Here is a 20,001-nt window from a genome sequence, read left to right on the forward strand (position 1 = left end):
CTTTGCACCGATGCTAGGACGTTAAAAATAGGCAATAGTCTTGTGCTATTGCTTCCCTAGTTTTGTTTTTCGACAGGATGGTTACGAACTGTCTATTTAATTGGCTTATAGTAGGATACCATTTAATGGTTGGTGTGACTAGATAGAATTGACATTCTTTTCTAGGGTAAGATATATTTATAGAAGAGTTTGGGCACATTAAAACAGCATATTCAGAGTCGTAACCGAAAAAAAGGAGAGCGCTGATGAATAATCATATAAAGCAAACAATCAATGGTCATGCGTTTGAATTAAAAGAACCCGCTGACTTTAGCTTTTTAAATCAATACGGAACAGTGTTTTCAGTATTCGATCAAAATGATTCGGGTAATATCAGTTTTGGGGTTGTAGATAAAAAAGGTGAAAAAGTTTTTATTAAAGTAGCGGGTGCCAAAACAGTTGGTTATTCGGGTAAAGTGGAAAATGCCATTCAAACATTAAAGAAAAGTGTGGACATCTACTTGGATCTAAAACACAAAAGACTGATTGAATTACAAGAGGCGCGAACCTACAAACAGTTATTTTATGTCGTCTTCAAGTGGCACGAAGGAGAGTGTCTATTCGACCACTGGAATTTTGACTACTATCAGAGACATCCAGAAATACTGACACCTATGGAAAAATTTAAACAATTATCTCAAGCTGAAAAGTTAACCATTGCAGATCAGATAGTAGATTTTTTAGTCTATGTTGAATCAAAAAATTATGTTCCTGTAGACTTCTACGATGGTAGCATCATGATTGATTTTGAGTCAAAAGTACTGACGATTTGTGATATTGATCTATTCGAAAAGAACCCGCATAAAAATCATATAGGCGAAGATTATTGGGGAACAAAACGAATGAAAGCACCTGAAGAATATCAGTTGAATAGCCCTATAGATTCTAGGACAACAGTGTTCACGATTGGTGCATTATTTTCAAATTTATTCGGTACTTATACCACGGAAATCCTTCAGCTTATATATGAGAAGAATCAATTTATCCCACTCAATAAAGAAGAATGGTCGTTACCTGAAAAGCTATTCCCGATTGTCCTGAAAGCTGTAAGTCTTAATAGAGAAGAGCGTTATCCGTCCGTTGCAACGTTCACACTTGAATGGAAGAAGGCACATTAAAATAAGCCTCAAGAAGATTCGGTCTACTCACGAATCTCTTAGGGGCTTATTGTCGTTTTATTTGTTAAACGATTGTGCACTACGTTTTACTCTGTACATGGCTTTATCTGCTCTACTTAATAATTCAGTAGCCGTATGTCCATCAAATGGATAAGAAGCAAAGCCGATACTTGCGCTACAAGTAAATGTTACGTCATGAATGGCATAGGGTTCATTTAAACGTCTAAACAGTTCGGTAATTGTATCTTGCACAGTACAGACTGCAACATCATTGAGTAAGATAGTAAACTCATCTCCACCTAATCTGGCAGCTAAATCGTCTTCGCCAATAAAATCTTTGATTCTCTCTGCGATGGCCGTAAGTAAATCATCTCCAACGGCATGTCCATATACATCGTTGATTTCCTTGAACTTATCGAGATCCAAAAAGAGAATTGAAAAACGGCCATTTGATTCTTCTGCTTGTTCAATAACTTTTTGAAGATGATCTTCAAAAGCACGTCGGTTAGCGAGTCCGGTTAGATAATCGTGGTAAGCGTAGAAGTGAACTTTTTCTTGATTCATTTTATTTTCAGTGATATTTTGTCCAATTCCGAAGCTACCTACTAATTTACTTCTAACAAGTATAGGAATATGCGTCATGTCGATCCAAAGCATTTTACCGCTTTTGTCTTTAAAAGAAAATTCATGACTATTGATCCATCCGGAATTTACCTTTACAAAATTCTCATTTGCGGTCTTCAACTGTTCCGCATCTATAAAATTTGTGATCGGGACACCAATCACATCTTTTTGGTCTTTTCCAAGTAAAGAAGCACCGGCAGTATTCAGGCTTTCGATTTTTCCATTAAGATCAAGAGAGAATACGGAGTCGGGGTGATATTCGAAAAGCGAACGATATCGCTCTTCGCTGACCTCCAATTGTTCCGTTTTTTTGAGGTATTGATCAACTAAATTCTTGTTTTCAAAAATAACGACAAATTGTCGAAGAATGACCAGAATAATAGAAATACCTGATCCAACGCTCAAGACATCAAAACCGGAAGATTGATTGATCATGAAAATGAATAAAATAATCACCAATGCATAAGGTAAAATTAAGCGAGCGATGGAAGATGGTTTTACACCTGAGAGGGCTGCTTGTTCTGCTTCTTGATCCGTTATTTCCCGTTCAATCAGCGCAGTGTAGCCAAGTAGTAAAACTGGTAAAATGAATAAAGGATCAAACCAACTACCGGAGACGTAAATGTTTTGCGTACTTTCAATAAAATACATGGTAATCGTAAAGAGTTGTATGCTGATAGCCATGGTGATATAGCGGAGTGTGCGTTTATAAAAAAAATACTCTCCTCCAAAATAGAAAATCGAAACACATAAAATGAGTACGATATCGCCAATCAAATAAAATAAAGCTGTATAAATAGTTGACAGTGGAGTAGTTGATGACTGCGTTACTAAAGGTTCAATAATATAATACCAGCTAAGGGTCAAAGAAACAGACAAGATCACAAGAATATCAAATAAAAATTTTAAAATCAGTGATTTCTTGGCATAAGTAAAGATGCGCCATGAAAAAGCAAAAAAGTAACAAATGCCGGAACTGACGTAAAAGAAATCATATATTCCTGGAGAACTCGGTGTACCTGGAAGTATTAAAGAAGCTACTGTCCAACAAGCCTCTGCAAGAAAATAAAAGACAGAAGCGAGTAAAAGTAATTGCCAGTAGCGTTTGTTTTTTGCTAGCTGTTTGTAATGAAAAGAACTCGCTATCCAAGTAACTGGAAAAAATGTACCTAACAGAGAGATGAAATTACCACCCGTGGTTCTAATAGGGTTGTCGGTTGGCCATATTAAGAGCCAAGCGAAATAAAACGTGACCCAACCAATAATGGTAAATAGCCAAATTTTGTTTTCTCTTTTTATGGTCATAGTTCATCTCCTTTAGGTAAAAATAGGCAGTTAGTGATTTAGGGTAAATATATAGGTTGAAAAAAGTAAGAAAAAGATTCCTGCTTGAGAATCATTCTTTTATTACTTATATCGTAATAAATCGCTTTAATTTAAGTAGTTTACAAGGAAAATTTAATATAACATAGTATTAAAAAATAGTAATCAAAAACGAACTAGTAAAAATACATAAATTCTCAAACCACTAGTAAAAAAATCAGCTTCAGCGCCTATAAGCGCTATAGAAATAAAATCTATCAAGAGAAAAGTGTTCGCTTTTTGTAACCGTAATCACTTATGGAAATCCGTTCTATAACCGGATTATCCGTTGATACGAAAGGGATTACAGAAGTGCTGGACATAGAAAATTCATGATTTTTTCATTGACAATTACAAAAAGTAAGTATAATATAGTTAGCATGGTAACTATATTGATGTGAGCAGAAATAAAAAATGAAAATGGAAGGAAGAGTGATATCCTCAAAAAACTAAAACGAGGATAAAAGGAAACATGCTTGCAAACTAAACGGAGGATAAAATGTTAAAACTATTAAGAAAAACGAGTATGAAAGAAAGAATCGCCATTATTATCAGTATTCTCTTTATTATGGTTCAAGTATGGTTGGAATTAAAGATTCCAGATTACTTAGCTGAAATTACCACACTATTACAAACAGCAGGAACAACTGTATCGGATATCTTCTCACCTGGTTCGATCATGGTCACACTGTCACTGTTAAGTTTAGTGGCTTCAATTATTGTAGGGTACATTGCTTCTAAAGTAGCAGCAGGGCTTACAGAAAGAATTCGTGGCGATGTCTTCAATAAAGTCATGGATTACACCCCCGGAGAAATCAAACAATTCTCAATTCCTAGTTTAATTACCCGTACCACAAATGATATTACACAAATCCAACTTGTTATTGCCATTGGTCTTCAAGTAGTGATTAAAGGACCGATTACAGCGATTTGGGCAATCACAAAAATCGCAGATAAAAACTGGCAATGGACAGCGGCAACTGGTGTAGCGGTGCTTGTGCTATTGATCATGTTGAGCACGATTTTGATCTTTGTTCAACCGAAGTTTGCACGTATCCAAAAATTAACCGATAAATTAAACAGTTTGACACGCGAAAACTTACAAGGGATTCGAGTGGTAAGAGCCTATAACGCTGAAGGTTATCAAAATGGAAAATCATTGGAAGCTAATGAAGAATTGACGAATGTCAACTTATTTACAAGTAGAATGATGGCAATCATGAATCCAGGAATGTCGATCATCTCAAGCGGATTAGCGCTATCTGTCTACTGGATCGGTGCGCATTTAATCAATGAAGCAGGTCTTCAGGAAAGAATCACTCTATTTAGTGATATGGTTGTTTTCTCTTCTTATGCATTCCAAGTAGTACTAGGATTCATGTTAATGACCATCGTTTTCTTGATTCTTCCTAGAGCACTTGCTTCTGCGAAACGAATCAACGAAGTATTAGAACTAGATCCTTCGATCGCATTCGTTAAAGAAAGTGAAAAGCCAGCAAATGGCAAAGGAACCGTCACATTCAACAATGTTACTTTTGCTTATCCAAACGCTGCTGAACCGGTTATTAAAGATATCAACTTTACAGCGAATGCTGGTGATACAGTTGCCTTTATTGGTTCAACAGGTAGTGGTAAAAGTACGATTATCAGTCTGATTCCAAGATTCTATGACGTCACTGAAGGTCAAATTTTGATTGATGGAAATGATATCAAATCATATAGCCACCAAGATTTAAATGAAAAAATTGCTTATATCCCACAAAACCCATTCTTGTTCAGTGGAACGATTCGCTCGAATATGAACTTCGGTCACAGTTCTAAACTGCCTGAAGAGGATACAGAAATTTATCAAGCGTTAGCCTTAGCTGAAGCAAAAGATTTTGTCCTTCAAAAAGAGGATCAATTAGAGAGTCATGTAGCGCAAGCAGGTGCTAACTTCTCTGGTGGGCAAAAACAACGTCTATCGATTGCACGTGCTATCGCTAGAAAAGCAGAAATTCTTATCTTTGATGACTCCTTTTCAGCATTGGATTATAAAACAGATAAAACACTTCGACACAACTTGTCAGAGCAGATATCAGATACGACTAAATTGATCGTTGCACAACGAATCAGTACAATCATGGATGCCGATCAAATTCTCGTTTTAGACGAAGGTAAAGTCGTCGGACAAGGCACGCACAAAGAATTGTTGGAAAGTAATCAAGTGTACCAAGAGATTGCCTATTCTCAACTTTCCAAGGAGGAACTGAATAATGGATAATTCGAAAAAAGTACCATTGAAACAAGATAAAACGTATAGCTTTAAAGAAATCCTTGCAAATGTGAACATTTACGCTGGACAATACAAACTGTTATTCATTGTCTCGATCATCTTTGCAATCATTGGTAGTGTGACGGTTATTATTGGCCCAGACCGTTTAAGCGAAATCACTGACATCGTTGTAGAAGGTATTGGTACGCAGATTGACTTGGCAGCAGTTAACCGTATTGGCCTGACATTGGTTGCTTTATACGCGATCGGGAGTGCAATGACTTACGGTCAAGGATATATCGTTGCAACGATCACACAAAAATTCTCTAAACGGTTAAGAGAAGAAATTTCTATAAAAATAAACAAATTACCACTTAAATATTTTGACTCTAATAGCCAAGGGGATATCTTGAGTCGTGTCACAAATGACTTAGATACCGTTGGACAGTCTCTGAATCAAAGTTTAGGTACGTTGATCAGTTCGGTCGTATTATTCGTTGGTTGTTTGTTTATGATGTTGAAAACAAATGTAATCATGAGTTTATCAGCGATTGCATCTGTATTACTTGGGTTTGTTATTTTGACATTCCTTATCAAAAAATCTCAAATTCATTTCAAAGGTCAGCAAAGCAAATTGGCTAAATTGAATGGATTTGTAGAAGAAGCCTATACTGGACACAATACGATATATTCATATAACGCAAAAGATCAATCAGTTGAAGACTTTAGTGACTTGAATACTGACTTGTATTCAAGTGTATGGAAAGCCCAATTCTTATCAGGTATGATGCAACCATTAATGGGGTTCATTGGGAACTTCGGTTATGTTGTTGTATGTATCGTAGGTGCTATCTTAGTGATTCAAGGTTCTATTACTTTTGGTGTTATTGTAGCCTTCACTGTATATGTTAGATTGTTTTCTCAACCACTAGGACAGATGGCACAAGCTTTTACTGGTTTACAAAGAGCGAATGCGGCTATGGGTCGTGTATTTGAGTTCTTGAATGAAGATGAAATGCAAAATGAAACAAGTAAAACACAAAAAATCATGGGTAAAACGACTGGTCATGTTCAATTTGATCATGTTAGTTTTGGCTATGATGAAAATAAAATGATTATCAATGATTTTTCTACAGAGGCTTTACCTGGTCAGAAAATCGCAATTGTTGGCCCGACAGGTGCTGGCAAAACAACAATCGTTAACTTACTAATGAAATTTTATGAAGTGACACAAGGTCGTATTTTGATCGATAATGAAAATATCGCTGATATGTCACGTGAAGAAATCCATGATCAATTTTGTATGGTACTTCAAGATACTTGGTTATTTGAGGGTACAGTAAAAGAAAACTTGATTTATAACCAGCAAAATGTTTCCGATGAGAAAGTCATCAGAGCCTGTGAAGCAGTTGGTGTGGATCACTTTATCCGTACTTTACCAAATGGTTATGATACTATTTTGAACGACAGTGTATCTCTTTCCGTAGGTCAAAAACAACTGATGACGATAGCGAGAGCCTTACTGAAAGATTCTCCAATGTTGATTTTAGATGAAGCAACCAGTTCAGTAGATACTAGAACAGAAGAGTTGATTCAAGCAGCAATGGATAAATTGATGGAAGGTAGAACCACATTCGTTATTGCTCACCGATTATCTACGATCCAAAATGCAGATACGATTCTTGTGATGAAAGATGGCGAAATTATCGAGAGCGGTAATCATGAAGCGCTTATGAGTGCCAATGGTTTCTACTCAGATCTATATAACAGTCAATTTGAAAAATGATAACGATAGATCAATTTGCTGAAGTGACATCAATAACAGCGGTACGATCATTGAAAGGTATGATTTGATATGGACCCTCATGGCACGATTGGGTATGAACTGAGAGAACTTTCAATATTGTTCGTCCGGTTTATTGAAAAAGAAAAAGCAGGAAAAAAGTTTGAAGAAATGCATCGGATGCAAGCTTGGGCATTGACTTTCTTATACGAAAATCGACATCGCTCGATTTTTCAAAAAGATATTGAAAAAGAATTTTCGATTCGTAAGTCAACGACCAGTAATCTTGTTAAAAGGCTGAAGAATAACGGCTATATTGATGAGCATAAGGGCACACAACCAGACAAACGGTTAAAAGAGATCGTATTGACGGAAAAGGCAATCAAACAAATCAATGCTTTTATCCCATATGTAGAAAAGTTAGAAGGAACCATCACTAAAGGAATTGACCAAGAAGAGTTAGCTCAATTCAAAAAAACATTAGAAAAAATCAAAGCAAACTTTGATCAAACAACAGACGAATAAATGTTTCACTAACCCCTCCAATATGAATTCATACTGGAGGGGTTTTACGTACATAAAAGAATCGAAAAAAGATAAATAAAATTCATATGAGCAATCGCTTTATTTAATGAGGTTTCATAACGTATACTAGGGATAAGACAATAGAGAATAGTGGGAGAAGAAGAGAATGTTCACAGATAAAAGACTGACAGAAGCCTATCATAATGCGCAGCAAATGTACTTTGACGATCATTCTCGTATTGTATTTATGAGTGATGCGCACCGTGGAGACGGCAGTGTGTCAGATGAATTCTTACGTAGCCAAAATTTATTTACGCATGCGTTGAATGAATATTATGAAAGTGACTATACATTTGTAGAAGTAGGAGATGGCGAAGAACTCTTAGAGTACTCAGAGTTTGAACACATTAAAAATGCCCATACAGATGTATACCAGAATATTAAAAAGTTTTACGATGGAGATCGCTATATTCGAATATATGGAAATCATGACTTGTTTTTGAGAAATCAAAAATATGTAGAAAAGAATTATTATATTAATTATGATGAATACACAGAAGAATATTTTGACTTCTTAAAGGGATTAAAGCCGATCGAAGCACTCGTTTTGAAACACCGTCAGACTAGCCAAGAGATCTTTGTCTTGCATGGTCATCAAGGGGATGCACCGAACGATCAATTCTGGTTTTTCACGATGCTATCACTGAAATATTTCTGGCGTTTTCTACACCGATTTGGTATTCGAAATCCAGCGAGTCCAATCAAGAATGTATCGAAAAGACATAAGATTGAACGTAATTATAGCAAGTGGATTCAAAAAAATAGACGGATGCTGATTTGTGGTCATACACACCGATTTAAATTTCCTAAGGATAGAGAATACCCATATTTCAATACAGGTTGTGGTATTTACCCAGCAAGTATCACTGCGCTAGAATTATCTGAGGGAATGATTCGGCTTGTTCGCTGGAAAGAAAAGGTAAATGAAGAGGGCGTCTTGTATATTGAAAGAGAAACCATGAGAGGCCCCGAGCCGATAGAATTATTTGATATTCGCAAACCTAAAGAAGTCGTTGAATATCTAGCAAAGCGGAAGTTACAGAAAACAAAAAAAGAGCGAGAAGAACGGGCTGCATTCAGAGAAAAACAAATGTAATAGATGTTTATGAACAAAATATGACTTTTATAAAACCTTACTTGGCTATAAAAATAGCTTAGGTAAGGTTTCTTTTGCACGCTGTTGAGATTAGCCATGTCAAAAAACAACTTATAATGAAAACGAAATTGGTTATTTTCATAAATAAGCTTTAAATTCAGCGTTTGTTGCCGATAACTAAAAAAGGAGAGTTTTAAAAATGAAAGAAGAAGAGGTAGGACGAAGTGAGAAAAAAAGGTATGAAATTAACTAGTCAAATGAGTATCATTATTGCTTTATTATTTGCAAGTGTATTTGTAGCACTGAGTATTACTATTTACATGGAGACAACAAGTACTGTTCAAAAAATGACAGAAAACAAAGTACAATCTGACTTAGTTTTAAGTGCAGAAGTACTGGAATCTTGGTATCCAGGAGAATGGAATGTTGTAAGTGGAGAACTATATAAAGGTTCTGTGCCGGTAAGTAGTGAGATGGTTGATAGAATTACGGAAATGACCGATGGTCCAGCGACTATTTTTCTAGAGGATACTAGTGTAGCAACGACATTTGAAAGAGAAGGAGAGCGTTTAATCGGAACAGCTGCTGCCGATGATGTTGTACAAACAGTTTTAGCAGAAGAAAATACATATATAGGAACAGCTGATATTATGGGAGAAATGAATCAGACCGCTTATCAGCCTATATACGATGCTGCAGGCGAACCAATCGGTATGTGGTTTGTAGGTGTTTCGCAAGAGATTATTAATGAAGCCATTTGGTCGATGTTTTTTGTATTCATTTTAGTCATTATTATTTCAAGTATCGTGTTTATTGCTATACTAGCAGTTTTCAACAAGCGATTGAAAAGACGCTTTTCAGAAGTTACACATGTGTTGGAACTAGGTGGGAACGGCGACTTTACGCAAGGCGTTAACGTAACTTATTATGACGAAATTGGCTATATTGGAGAAAGTTTTAATGTTATGCGTGAGAAACTTTCAGAGTTGCTCTACCATGTAGATGAACAAGCTAATTTAGTTGCTGCATCTTCAGAAGAGTTATTAGCTAGTGCATCAGAATCATCGAAAGCAACAGAAGTCATTACCGAGTCAATGTCTTCAATGTCGGATACAGCGACTAGCCAGTCAGAGAAAACCGGACGAGTCAATCAAACGATTTCTCATATCATACAGAATATTGCTAGTGTGTCTAAGAGCATTAATCTGATCAACGATTCAGTGAGTGAAGTTCAAAAAAGTATCAATGATGGTGAAACTACTATTCAAGATTCAGTGTCAGAAATGGAAACCATTAAGCAAAAAACAGATCAAACGTCGTCATATGTTAGTCTGCTTAATAATCAATCCGTTGAAGTTGAGAAAATCGTGTCGTTTATCAATGGAATTTCTGAACAAACAAACTTATTAGCTTTGAATGCAGCAATTGAAGCAGCTAGGGCCGGAGAACAAGGTAAAGGTTTTGCAGTTGTTGCAGAAGAAATTCGTACACTTGCTGAGAAATCAGCAAATGCAACGAAACAAATTGAATCAATCATCAGAGATATTCAAACCAATATTTCTAAATCATCTGTTTCGATGAGTGAAGCAGACGAAGCGGTTGATCAAGGTAGTCAACGTGTGCAGCAAGCAGGACAAGTATTCGAGAAGGTATCTAATTATATCACCCAATTGAATAAGGAATCAGAGCTTGCTCATGAAGAAGGCTTAGTGATCTCCAATCATTCAACTGAACTAGAGGAAATGATCAGCGAAGTGACGGCTGCTATTGAAGATATTTCTACAAGCATAGAAGATGTTGCTTCATCAGAAGAAGAACAAAATGCTTCTATGGAAGAAATAACCGCTGCATCAAACGATTTAGCGGAAATGGCGCAAGAATTACAAAGTAAGGTCAGTTTATTTAAAGTTTAAATCTAAAAAAGGAGCAATCGTCATGTAGTTTAATCAACTACATGACGATTGCTTTTATTTATATCTATCTGGAATCATAGGGCAACAATTTGATTTGGTAAGTTGGAATAACGTTATAACTAATAAGAATAATAATAAGGGAAACGATATAAATCAGCCAGCTATACTTTGAGGGGACAGCTGCTGCAAGGATATTAGTAAAAACAATGACAAAAGCTATTGTAAGCAGTACGTTTTTTTAGAAGTGATTTCAATTTTTTGGCCATCTTTGACTTCCAGTTTATTACTAGTCGCGCCAAATTTTTTCCCTACGATCATCGCTTTAGAACCTTCAATTTCAAAAGTGTCGCTATCTAGTTTTACTACTTTTTCTTTAACTGTCCCATCAACTTCAGAAGTTACATATAACTTGAAGTTAACGGGTACGTTAGTTTGTACAACTGTAATACTCAAGCTATTCATCCTTTCTTGTCTATCTATCCATTAAATAACAAGTGAGAGTCAAATGCAAATAGTAATCATTGAGATGTATATAGATCGAATCAGAATCGAAGTATCTTTGTAAATTTTATTTTCTAATATTAAATGTGATAAATGGTTCATCTTATATGCACAGTTAAGCGATACTAGAAAAGTTGATTCATTTCATTCGACTTATGATCAAGATATTCGAATGAAGCGCTAATTTAAAGCTTCTATAGAAATCATTTAGTTGGGCAACAAAAAAAGAAGCGATTAGTGATTGGACATTCACGCAAAGTAGTGGCTATAAAGGAATTAACATGTACGAGATATTTTGAAATAATCAGAAAAGAAAAAGGATTGACAAATGTTTTTTTACAATATATTCTTGGTTTTAGAAAAGTGAATAGTCTTCAGGGCAGGGTGAAAGTCCCTACCGGTGGTATAGCCCACGAGCCGTAAGGCAGATTCGGTCAAATTCCGAAGCCGACAGTATAGTCTGGATGAAAGAAGACATTGAATGGTTTAGTGTATATTCTGCGAGTCTGTCAAATTGACTGATAGAATAATGACTAGTTGTATTCGAAATGCCCTGGAAAGTTAATTTTCCAGGGTTTTTAGCATTCTCTAGCATGTGAGATCAATTCACGTGCCAGAAGTCTGTCTATTTACATACAATCACATTCAAAAATGAACGCCCTGAATCTATTAAAGATTGAGGGCTTTTTTGATTAGAAAGGGGTCTATATGAATAGCTATTACATGGAAATTGCATTAAATTTAGCAGAAAAAGGAAGCGGAAGAACTGCCCCTAATCCGCTTGTAGGAGCAGTCATTGTTAAAAATGAACGAGTGATTGGTCAAGGTTATCATGAGCGATACGGAGGAGCACACGCAGAAGTGAACGCCATCAATGGTGCAACTGAATCAGTGGAAGGTGCCACGCTTTATGTGACGCTTGAACCTTGTGTGCATTTCGGAAAAACGCCACCATGTGCGGACTTAATCATCAAAAGCAAAATTAAAAAGGTCGTCGTTGCCGCAAAGGATCCAAATCCATTGGTAGCTGGAAAAGGTATTCAGCATATGCGCAAAGCGGGGATTGAAGTCATAGAAGATGTACTAAGAGAAAAAAGTGAAAAGCTAAATGAGATCTTTAATAAATTCATAACAACAAATTTACCTTTCGTTATCATGAAATACGCCATGTCTTTAGACGGTAAAATCGCAACAGAATTGGGTGAATCAAAATGGATATCTTCAGAAACTTCTAGAAATCATGCCCACACGATAAGAGGACGAGTTTCAGCAATCTTAGTAGGGATTGGAACAGTATTAAAGGACGATCCTCTTTTAACGTGTAGAGTAACTGGCTTACCCAATCCGGTAAGAATTATCATAGATAAACAATTGGATATCCCTGAATCAGCAACTATTCTTCAAACTTTAGATCAAGCTGCAACGATCATTGTCACATCCACATCTGCTTGCTCAAAAAAAATTACCTGGCTTGAAGAAATGGGAATAAAAGTATTAACCATGGAAACTATTGAGGGGACTTTTGATTTTCAAACATTGATGGCCTCTTTAGGTGAATGGGGTATAGATAGTGTGTTGATCGAAGGTGGTGCTGCGACTCACGGAGCAGCAATTAAAGCTGGTGTAGTAGATAAATTGATCGCCTACATCGCGCCTAAAATCATTGGTGGTTCAACTGCTTTATCCCCAATCGGAGGAGAGGGATTCCAGTATATAGATGAGGCTTTAAAACTAAAACGGTATACATTCAACCAATTGGGTGAAGATATATTGGTAGAAGGCTATTTTACAGAGGAGGAATGCAGTTGTTTACGGGAATTGTCGAAGAAATAGGTATAGTGACGAGTATCAGTCAATCAGAGAAATCTAGCAGATTAAGGATAAGTGCCAAAAAGGTCTTAGAAGGAACAAAAATAGGTGACAGCATTATGGTACAAGGTGTTTGTTTGACCGTAGCTAAAATGGATGCACAAATGTTCGAAGCAGATGTGATGGCTGAAACAATGACTAGAACAGGTTTTCAAAAACTTTCAAGTCAAACACGAGTCAATTTAGAGCGTGCGCTAACCTTAGAAACACGGCTAGGTGGACATATTGATGGCATAGGAACGATCCAACATTATCGAGCAGAGGAAAATGCTGTTTGGGTAACGATTGAAGCAAAATCTGACCTACTCAAGTACGTGATTGAAAAAGGCTCTATCGCTATAGATGGTATCAGCTTAACAGTCGCTTCGGTGAATGATCAAAATTTTTCTGTATCTATTATTCCCCATACTGCTAGTGAAACAACTTTGCTCAGCCATAATGTAGGATATAAAGTCAATTTGGAATGTGATCTTATCGGGAAGTATGTTGAAAAATTGCTTAACCTATCAGACAAAAAAACAATAGACCAGTCTGTAGTAACAAAAAATAGTTTATTAAATGCTGGATTTATTTAGAAGGAGGTACTGTGATGTTTAATGATATAGCAGAGCTTATTGAAGAAATTCAAAAGGGTAAAAATGTCTTGATTGTTGATGATGAAAATAGAGAAAATGAAGGAGATATCATCTGTGCAGCGGAATTTGCAACGCCAGAAAATGTTAACTTTATGGCTAAACATGCCAGAGGATTGATTTGTATACCCATGACAAAAGAATATACAAATAAATTTAATTTATCTCAAATGACTGAACGAAACACGGATGATCATGGGACTGCCTTTACTATTTCTATAGACTATAAAGATACGACTACTGGCATTTCAGCATATGAAAGATCGCTAACGACCTTAAAGCTGGTAGAAGAAGAATCTGTCGCAGAAGATTTCAAACGTCCAGGACATCTATTTCCTTTGGAAGCAGTGGAAGGAGGGGTGCTAAAACGAAATGGTCATACGGAAGCAACCGTCGATCTTGTGCGTCTAGCAGGATTAAAGCCAGTTGGACTGTGCTGTGAAATCATGAATGAAGATGGAACGATGGCTAGAAGAGATGATCTTTTAGCGTTTGCTGAGAAGCACAAGATGAAAATCGGAACGATTAAAGACTTAGTTACCTATCGAAAAAATCATGAAAAAGTAATGCATAAACAATCAATTGCGCAGCTCCCAACTAAATATGGTCTATTCAATATTCATACTTATCAACATGTAAAAACAAAGGAACACCATGTTGCATTGGTCATGGGAGATGTCAGCGATGGAGAGCCTGTATTGTGTAGAGTACACTCTGAGTGCCTGACAGGTGATGTATTTGCTTCACAAAAGTGCGATTGTGGAGATCAACTGGATCTTGCGATGAAAAAAATAGCAGAAGAAGGTAGAGGGATTCTGTTATATATGAGACAAGAAGGTAGAGGGATAGGCTTGATCAATAAAATTAGAGCCTATGCATTACAAGACCAAGGACATAATACGATTCAAGCAAATGTGATGTTAGGATTGCCAGTGGATGCAAGAGAGTATTATGAATGTACACAAATTTTCGATGATTTGAGAGTCAGTCGACTAAATTTGATGACAAATAATCCTGATAAAGTAAAAAGCTTGACATCATATGGCTTAACGATTGAAAATCGTGTGCCTATTCGCATAGAATCAAACATTTATGACCAGTCTTATCTGAAAATCAAAAAAGAAAAAATGGGTCATTACTTATAATGACACGAACGATGGAGGAAAATGATATGAACATATTAGAAGGAACATTAATCGCAAAAGATTTAAGAATTGGGATCGTCATTGCACGATTTAATGAATTTATTGGTTCTAAGTTATTGGATGGTGCATTGGATGCGCTTGTCAGACATGGCGTGGCAGAAACAGACATTTCAGTTGCTTGGGTACCTGGAGCATATGAAATTCCGCTCATCGCAAAAAAAATGGCATCGACTGGTCAATATGATGCAGTTATTACATTAGGAGCTGTTATTAAAGGGTCTACTTCTCATTACGACCACGTATGCGCCGAAGTATCAAAGGGAGTTGCTTCAGCATCTGATAGCACCGGTATCCCCGTATTGTTCGGTGTGCTGACGACAGATACCATCGAGCAAGCCATTGAAAGAGCCGGTACAAAAGCAGGGAACAAAGGATTTGAAGTAGCAACTGGTGCTATAGAGATGGCTAATTTAATGAAGCAATTTTAGTATGAATAAAAATAAAAGAGTCGATACAATTATTTTTGATTATGACGGTACGTTACATGATAGTAGTCATTTGTATATACCAGCATTTAAAAAAGCCTATCGTTTCCTTGTGAAAGAAGGCCAAGTTGAGGAAAAGCAGTTCTCAGATGAGGACATCACAAAATGGCTAGGGTACACGAAAGAAGAGATGTGGGGAACGTTTCAGTCAGAACTGCCAACTGAATACAAAGAAAAAGCTTCCGCTATGATTGGGCTGAAATGACTAAAGGTATTTTGGAAGGTCGTGCAAAATTATATCAGCATGCTTTAGAAGTTCTATCGTACTTGAAAAAAAGTTCATACCGATTAATTTTTTTAAGCAATTGCTCGATTGAATATATGAATACACACGATAAGATTTTTGGACTGAGTCAGCTATTTGATGAGATGATTTGTAGTGAACAGTACGCCTTTGAAAAATCGAAAAAAGAAATCGTTCAAGAGCGATTTGGCGGAAAAAATATAAGACTCGCTATGATTGGCGACCGAAAACAAGATATGGATGTCGGTTCACTAGCATACGTCTCGACGGTGGGTTGTGCTTATGGATATGGTTCACCTGAGGAACGGAGACAAGCTAATATGATTATTGAAGATATTAAAGCATTGCTGCTTTATTTTTAATGCTTATAGCGAAAATCGATTCTAAAATATGCCTAATAGAAGACCGGAAAGACCCAGCAAACAACGATTATTCGTCTGTTTGCTGTTTTTTTTCGTAACAATTCTTTTTTTGAAAATCACTCGAATGAGTAATAATTGAATAAGCAGGGTAATGATAGATAGAAATATTACGAATCCAACTGTAGAAAAAGGTTTAAAATACCAATGCTGCTCAATCAAGCCAGTAAAATAAATAAATAGAATTGAGGAAAATAGACTGAATCCATTACCGACAAACGTGCTAATTAGACCAGAAAGTTGATCAGTCAACACACCTAGACCGATTAATAAACTAAGTGTTAAAAAGTAGAAAAACATATTTCCAATCGTCAAATCAATCCACATAGCTAAATAGCCAAAGGGGATACAAAAACCTAATAATGGAAAGAACAGTTTATGCTTTTGATTCATGTGCTTCCTCCTATGATTTTTGATTTATTCCTGATTTGGAAAAGCTTCTTTAAATAAGTTGATGATCACAAGTTCAGGAGGATTATTGACTCTAAAAGGAAAGAGACTATTGCCAAGTCCTCTACTGACGATCATAGTTGTCTCGCCTTCTGCATAAAGCCCAGCTGAATAGGTGGGGAAGAACCCTTGGTTTGGTGCAACTAAACCACCAATGAAAGGCAGTCTGAATTGACCACCATGTGCATGACCACTTAAAACAAGATCTATATGATATCGTTCGTAAGTCTCAAATAATTCAGGTCTATGAGAGAGTAAGAGGGTATAACCATCATAATCATCTGTTAAATGTTGTAAATGAGTTTCTGTATCTGCTGTTGGAAAGGAAGGGTCTTGTAGCCCGATTAACCGAACGTCATCATTCCCAGCTTCTAAAACGGTTTGCTGATTATCTAAGAGGATCACTGAATCACTGGTTGATTCAATTAATTCTTCGTATTCTGCAATTCTAGCTTCGTGATTACCTGTCACATAATAAATAGGAGCGATAGTACTAGCTTCATTGATGAAAGTAATAGCGGTTGGAAGATCAGTTTTTCTAGAATCAATGAGATCACCAGTTACAACGATCAAATCTGGTTTTGCTTCTGTTAATCGATCAATCAATTGATCTCCCCAGTCTTTGTTATGTAAGTCAGAAACTTGTGCAATCGTGAAACCATTTAGTGAAGCAGGGATTTTAGTATCCTCAATATTATAAACGGTTGTTTCAATATGCTTATTATCCCAAGTAATCCAACCAATCAATAGCAAAATGAATACCAGCAAGGAAGAAAAAATGGTATGTTTTTTTAGCCAGTTCATCAATTTAGGGTCTCCTTCTGAAGTTGGAAAGTCAAGATTCAATTACGGCTACATTATAGAAACCGAATAAATAGTTATAGATACAAAAAAGTAGAAACAAACCGACACAAAAGTAAAGAGTTGTAGGCCAAGGTGTAAAAAGGAGGAGTAAAAAATTGATCCAAGTAAGCCATTTTTTATGACTGATTTCTATCGTATCTCCATCATTCACTTCTAGTTTTACAGTTTTTGTACCGAATTGATTGATTTCGAGTACAGCTGGTTCTTCGGGAAAAAAGATTTCGTTTGTTTCATCTAACTTGAGTTTCTCTTCTTGTCCATTTAACTTTATTTTCATGGAATCACCCGCACCCATAATGCCGGTGTTTCTATGTATGGTGATATGCATCGTATGCTCCTTTATGGTAATTTTTTGTGTGATTGATTTAGTGAATTTTACCGATGACAGCTAATTTGTATGGACTATAAAGCAAGTTAAGCGTAAGAACGAGCATGATTATAACGAGATAAACCTTCCAAATAGAGTGAAATTCCCAGATAATATTAAGTAGAATGATCATTGCGATAAAAGCGTAACTGATTCGATTAAGTACGGCGTTTTGAGTGATTTCAACAATATCTCCATCTGTTACAGTGATCGATTTTCGTTTAGTCAGCCATTTTTTTGTTTCTATCGTCGCAGTAGAATCAGGGATAGTTAGTTCTATCGTCTCAGCTAATGCTATTTTTTCTATACGTTCACCGTTAATTAAGAGTTTTAAGTTAACGGCTGAACCGCTGAATCCAGTTTTCCTTGTAATCTTTATGCTCATTTTACATCAGCTCCTATTGATTAATAACTATTCCAGTTTTCTTCTCGCTCAGATAATTCGGCTGATTCTTTGATAGCATATTTTGGTAAAAAGATATCAAGCATTAGTAATGTCAATAAAAGTATCAATTGAATGATTCTAGCGAAAAGGGGAACTGTAGGAAAATAAAAAAGGGAGAGAAATGCTACAATAATAAAAGCTAGACAAATAATATATCTTAATACCCACATACGGTTATCTCTTATTACGTTAAACTGTTGACCATCTTTGATAGTAAACGTTTTGCTTGATAATGCTGTACTTAATTTAATCGTTTCTTGATCATTAGGCAGTTCAAATGTCACTGATTCTCCAGGGGCAAGTTTTTCTAAGACCACATCATTCATCTTCACAGAAATCATACTCAGTAAACTAAAAGACCCAACCGTTCTCTTGATCGTAACACTCATAATAGATCATCTCCTTTAAAATAAAATACCATAACTGAATAAAAAAGCATACATGATTATTCGATTTTTAGGATAATTTATACAATTGCAAAGTATAAATTATCAGAATCATTCTAGACGATAGGTTCAAGCCACAATGAATTAAAGAAAGGGTTTGGCTGTTAACGAGGGGCGATCATACGGTAAAATAGTGTTACAGCTTTAGAATGAATAGGAGGAAAAATAGGATGGCTGAAGACAACGTTCGAGAGTTCATACATGTTTTTAATGAATTACAAAAAGTAGTAGCCAAGAAAATCGGGAGTGATCCTGACACGAATTTTGGTTCTTTACTTTACGAAGCGGAAGGTAAGCAAGATAAGGTTGTAATAAATTATAAAAGAAAGTTGGACCTTTATAGAGAATTTAGAAATTTACTCGTTCATAGTACAATCAACGAACACGAATCTATTGCCAATCCGAGCCCTTCACTGATTGAAGAGATGAGAGTGGTCATGAAAAAAATTCAATATCCGAAGACAGTCAGTGACTTATTTCTTGAAAAAGTGATCACCTTTAAAAAGGAAGATCCATTTAGTAAAGTACTGAAAGCCATAGAAGAAAACCAGTACTCACAATTCCCCGTTTTTCAAGGTGAAAAAATGGTAGGAATCATTTCAGAAAATGGGATCACCAATTTTCTAGCAAGATCGATTCAAGATGATTTGATTACGATCAGCCAAACGACAGTAGCAGATATACTTGAAAATGACGAAGAAAAACATGCTTATGAAATCATTCCAAAAGATATGTCGATTTTTGAAATTGAATCCATCTATTCGAAAAAAATCAAAGAAGGTATCGTGGCTTACTTCTTACTGATTACAAATCAAGAACAGGTAAAACATCCAGATGACCTTATCGGGATCATCACGCCTTGGGACATGCCAGAAATCATAGAAAACAAATAAAGAGACAGTCTCATCAGTAGATGGGGCTGTCTTTTTCATAGATCAAGCCAATCGAGTGAAGTTACCCAAAAATCATACCCACTTAAAAATTTACGTATGCATCTTACGCTTATTTCTCGCTTTGAGTAGATACCTTTTTAAACGACTACCGTAGACGATAACAAAGAACAGTACGAGTGTACTATAGAAACGATTGATTAACCCATCAATCATTGCCCAAGCGCCAAAAACGATTATTAAAATCATGAGTGCATTTAAAATAAATCGAATATGTTTGGTTAGGAAATCAATCAGACTATTCATTTTTCACCTTCTTCGTGACAATTTTACAGACCAAGCGTGAGATAAAAGGATAAATATACCTATATAATAACATGGATGCTAAGATAAAAGTTATTTAGTGTGAA

At 36.1% G+C, this 20,001-nt stretch carries 21 protein-coding genes and 1 riboswitch; of the genes, 13 read left to right on the forward strand and 8 right to left on the reverse strand.

Translation table 11 applies throughout. The features are described from left to right. The first annotated feature begins 245 nt into the window (after positions 1 to 245). Positions 246 to 1,157 (forward strand): protein kinase domain-containing protein, encoded by a 912-nt coding sequence (locus tag J5J05_RS09015; protein ID WP_208560355.1) that lies wholly within the window; start codon positions 246 to 248, stop codon positions 1,155 to 1,157. Between the two features lie 57 nt (positions 1,158 to 1,214). Here the strand turns inward: J5J05_RS09015 and J5J05_RS09020 are convergent, their stop codons facing one another. Next, positions 1,215 to 3,086 carry a diguanylate cyclase domain-containing protein gene (locus J5J05_RS09020; RefSeq protein WP_208560356.1) on the reverse strand — a complete coding sequence of 624 codons (1,872 nt, stop codon included), beginning with the start codon at positions 3,084 to 3,086 and terminating at the stop codon, positions 1,215 to 1,217. A 556-nt stretch (positions 3,087 to 3,642) separates the two neighbouring features. Here J5J05_RS09020 and J5J05_RS09025 point away from each other — a divergent pair. The 5 genes from J5J05_RS09025 to J5J05_RS09045 all read left to right on the forward strand — a co-directional run bounded on the left by J5J05_RS09025 (position 3,643) and on the right by J5J05_RS09045 (position 10,774). Continuing rightward, positions 3,643 to 5,406 carry an ABC transporter ATP-binding protein gene (locus tag J5J05_RS09025; RefSeq protein ID WP_208560357.1) on the forward strand — a complete coding sequence of 588 codons (1,764 nt, stop codon included), beginning with the start codon at positions 3,643 to 3,645 and terminating at the stop codon, positions 5,404 to 5,406. After that, the gene (locus tag J5J05_RS09030) at positions 5,399 to 7,183 is read left to right on the forward strand and encodes an ABC transporter ATP-binding protein (protein ID WP_208560358.1); all 1,785 of its coding nucleotides are present in this window, start codon (positions 5,399 to 5,401) and stop codon (positions 7,181 to 7,183) included. Before J5J05_RS09025 ends, J5J05_RS09030 begins: the two co-directional genes overlap by 8 nt. Positions 7,184 to 7,252: 69 nt before the next feature. After that, on the forward strand, positions 7,253 to 7,705 hold the full coding sequence (locus tag J5J05_RS09035; protein WP_208560359.1) for a MarR family winged helix-turn-helix transcriptional regulator: 453 nt from the start codon (positions 7,253 to 7,255) through the stop codon (positions 7,703 to 7,705). Positions 7,706 to 7,871: 166 nt separating this feature from the next. Continuing rightward, positions 7,872 to 8,861 (forward strand): metallophosphoesterase, encoded by a 990-nt coding sequence (locus J5J05_RS09040; RefSeq protein ID WP_208560360.1) that lies wholly within the window; start codon positions 7,872 to 7,874, stop codon positions 8,859 to 8,861. Between the two features lie 224 nt (positions 8,862 to 9,085). Beyond that, complete coding sequence (locus J5J05_RS09045) at positions 9,086 to 10,774, forward strand: methyl-accepting chemotaxis protein (RefSeq protein WP_208560361.1); 1,689 nt, start codon at positions 9,086 to 9,088, stop codon at positions 10,772 to 10,774. Positions 10,775 to 10,990: 216 nt separating this feature from the next. Here the strand turns inward: J5J05_RS09045 and J5J05_RS09050 are convergent, their stop codons facing one another. Continuing rightward, complete coding sequence (locus J5J05_RS09050; protein WP_208560362.1) at positions 10,991 to 11,227, reverse strand: hypothetical protein; 237 nt, start codon at positions 11,225 to 11,227, stop codon at positions 10,991 to 10,993. Positions 11,228 to 11,641: 414 nt separating this feature from the next. Next, positions 11,642 to 11,755, forward strand: a riboswitch (FMN riboswitch). Between the two features lie 228 nt (positions 11,756 to 11,983). On the opposite strand from J5J05_RS09050, the gene ribD reads away from it, so the two are divergent. The 6 genes from ribD to J5J05_RS12875 are packed head-to-tail and all read left to right on the forward strand — an operon-like array spanning position 11,984 to position 16,072. Next, entirely contained in the window at positions 11,984 to 13,108 is a 1,125-nt protein-coding gene (ribD, locus tag J5J05_RS09055) for a bifunctional diaminohydroxyphosphoribosylaminopyrimidine deaminase/5-amino-6-(5-phosphoribosylamino)uracil reductase RibD (RefSeq protein ID WP_208560363.1), read from the forward strand. Beyond that, positions 13,081 to 13,719 (forward strand): riboflavin synthase, encoded by a 639-nt coding sequence (locus J5J05_RS09060; protein ID WP_208560364.1) that lies wholly within the window; start codon positions 13,081 to 13,083, stop codon positions 13,717 to 13,719. Before ribD ends, J5J05_RS09060 begins: the two co-directional genes overlap by 28 nt. Before the next feature lie 11 nt (positions 13,720 to 13,730). Next, positions 13,731 to 14,921 carry a bifunctional 3,4-dihydroxy-2-butanone-4-phosphate synthase/GTP cyclohydrolase II gene (locus J5J05_RS09065; RefSeq protein WP_425270356.1) on the forward strand — a complete coding sequence of 397 codons (1,191 nt, stop codon included), beginning with the start codon at positions 13,731 to 13,733 and terminating at the stop codon, positions 14,919 to 14,921. A gap of 26 nt (positions 14,922 to 14,947) precedes the next feature. After that, positions 14,948 to 15,409, forward strand: a complete 462-nt coding sequence (gene ribH, locus J5J05_RS09070; RefSeq protein ID WP_208560366.1) for a 6,7-dimethyl-8-ribityllumazine synthase — start codon at positions 14,948 to 14,950, stop codon at positions 15,407 to 15,409. A 1-nt stretch (position 15,410) separates the two neighbouring features. Then, the gene (locus J5J05_RS12870) at positions 15,411 to 15,671 is read left to right on the forward strand and encodes an HAD family hydrolase (RefSeq protein ID WP_208560367.1); all 261 of its coding nucleotides are present in this window, start codon (positions 15,411 to 15,413) and stop codon (positions 15,669 to 15,671) included. After that, positions 15,668 to 16,072 (forward strand): HAD family hydrolase, encoded by a 405-nt coding sequence (locus J5J05_RS12875; protein ID WP_208560368.1) that lies wholly within the window; start codon positions 15,668 to 15,670, stop codon positions 16,070 to 16,072. Before J5J05_RS12870 ends, J5J05_RS12875 begins: the two co-directional genes overlap by 4 nt. 21 nt (positions 16,073 to 16,093) lie before the next feature. Here J5J05_RS12875 and J5J05_RS09085 read toward each other — a convergent pair whose 3' ends face one another. The 5 genes from J5J05_RS09085 to J5J05_RS09105 are packed head-to-tail and all read right to left on the reverse strand — an operon-like array spanning position 16,094 to position 18,644. Next, positions 16,094 to 16,522: a hypothetical protein gene (locus tag J5J05_RS09085; protein WP_208560369.1), complete on the reverse strand. Its 429-nt coding sequence runs from the start codon at positions 16,520 to 16,522 to the stop codon at positions 16,094 to 16,096. 24 nt (positions 16,523 to 16,546) lie between these two features. After that, positions 16,547 to 17,383: a metallophosphoesterase gene (locus J5J05_RS09090; RefSeq protein WP_208560370.1), complete on the reverse strand. Its 837-nt coding sequence runs from the start codon at positions 17,381 to 17,383 to the stop codon at positions 16,547 to 16,549. Positions 17,384 to 17,414: 31 nt separating this feature from the next. Further along, on the reverse strand, positions 17,415 to 17,771 hold the full coding sequence (locus J5J05_RS09095) for a hypothetical protein (RefSeq protein ID WP_208560371.1): 357 nt from the start codon (positions 17,769 to 17,771) through the stop codon (positions 17,415 to 17,417). A 37-nt stretch (positions 17,772 to 17,808) separates the two neighbouring features. After that, positions 17,809 to 18,195 (reverse strand): hypothetical protein, encoded by a 387-nt coding sequence (locus J5J05_RS09100; RefSeq protein ID WP_208560372.1) that lies wholly within the window; start codon positions 18,193 to 18,195, stop codon positions 17,809 to 17,811. A gap of 20 nt (positions 18,196 to 18,215) precedes the next feature. Continuing rightward, positions 18,216 to 18,644, reverse strand: a complete 429-nt coding sequence (locus J5J05_RS09105) for a hypothetical protein (RefSeq protein WP_208560373.1) — start codon at positions 18,642 to 18,644, stop codon at positions 18,216 to 18,218. A 227-nt stretch (positions 18,645 to 18,871) separates the two neighbouring features. Here J5J05_RS09105 and J5J05_RS09110 point away from each other — a divergent pair, with 227 nt between their 5' ends. Beyond that, positions 18,872 to 19,594 (forward strand): CBS domain-containing protein, encoded by a 723-nt coding sequence (locus J5J05_RS09110; protein WP_208560374.1) that lies wholly within the window; start codon positions 18,872 to 18,874, stop codon positions 19,592 to 19,594. A gap of 90 nt (positions 19,595 to 19,684) precedes the next feature. Here J5J05_RS09110 and J5J05_RS09115 read toward each other — a convergent pair whose 3' ends face one another. Then, entirely contained in the window at positions 19,685 to 19,897 is a 213-nt protein-coding gene (locus J5J05_RS09115) for a hypothetical protein (protein ID WP_208560375.1), read from the reverse strand. Between the last annotated feature and the right edge of the window lie 104 nt (positions 19,898 to 20,001).

The sequence above is a fragment of the Marinilactibacillus kalidii genome (assembly GCF_017599325.1).
Lineage (GTDB): Bacteria > Bacillota > Bacilli > Lactobacillales > Carnobacteriaceae_A > Marinilactibacillus > Marinilactibacillus kalidii.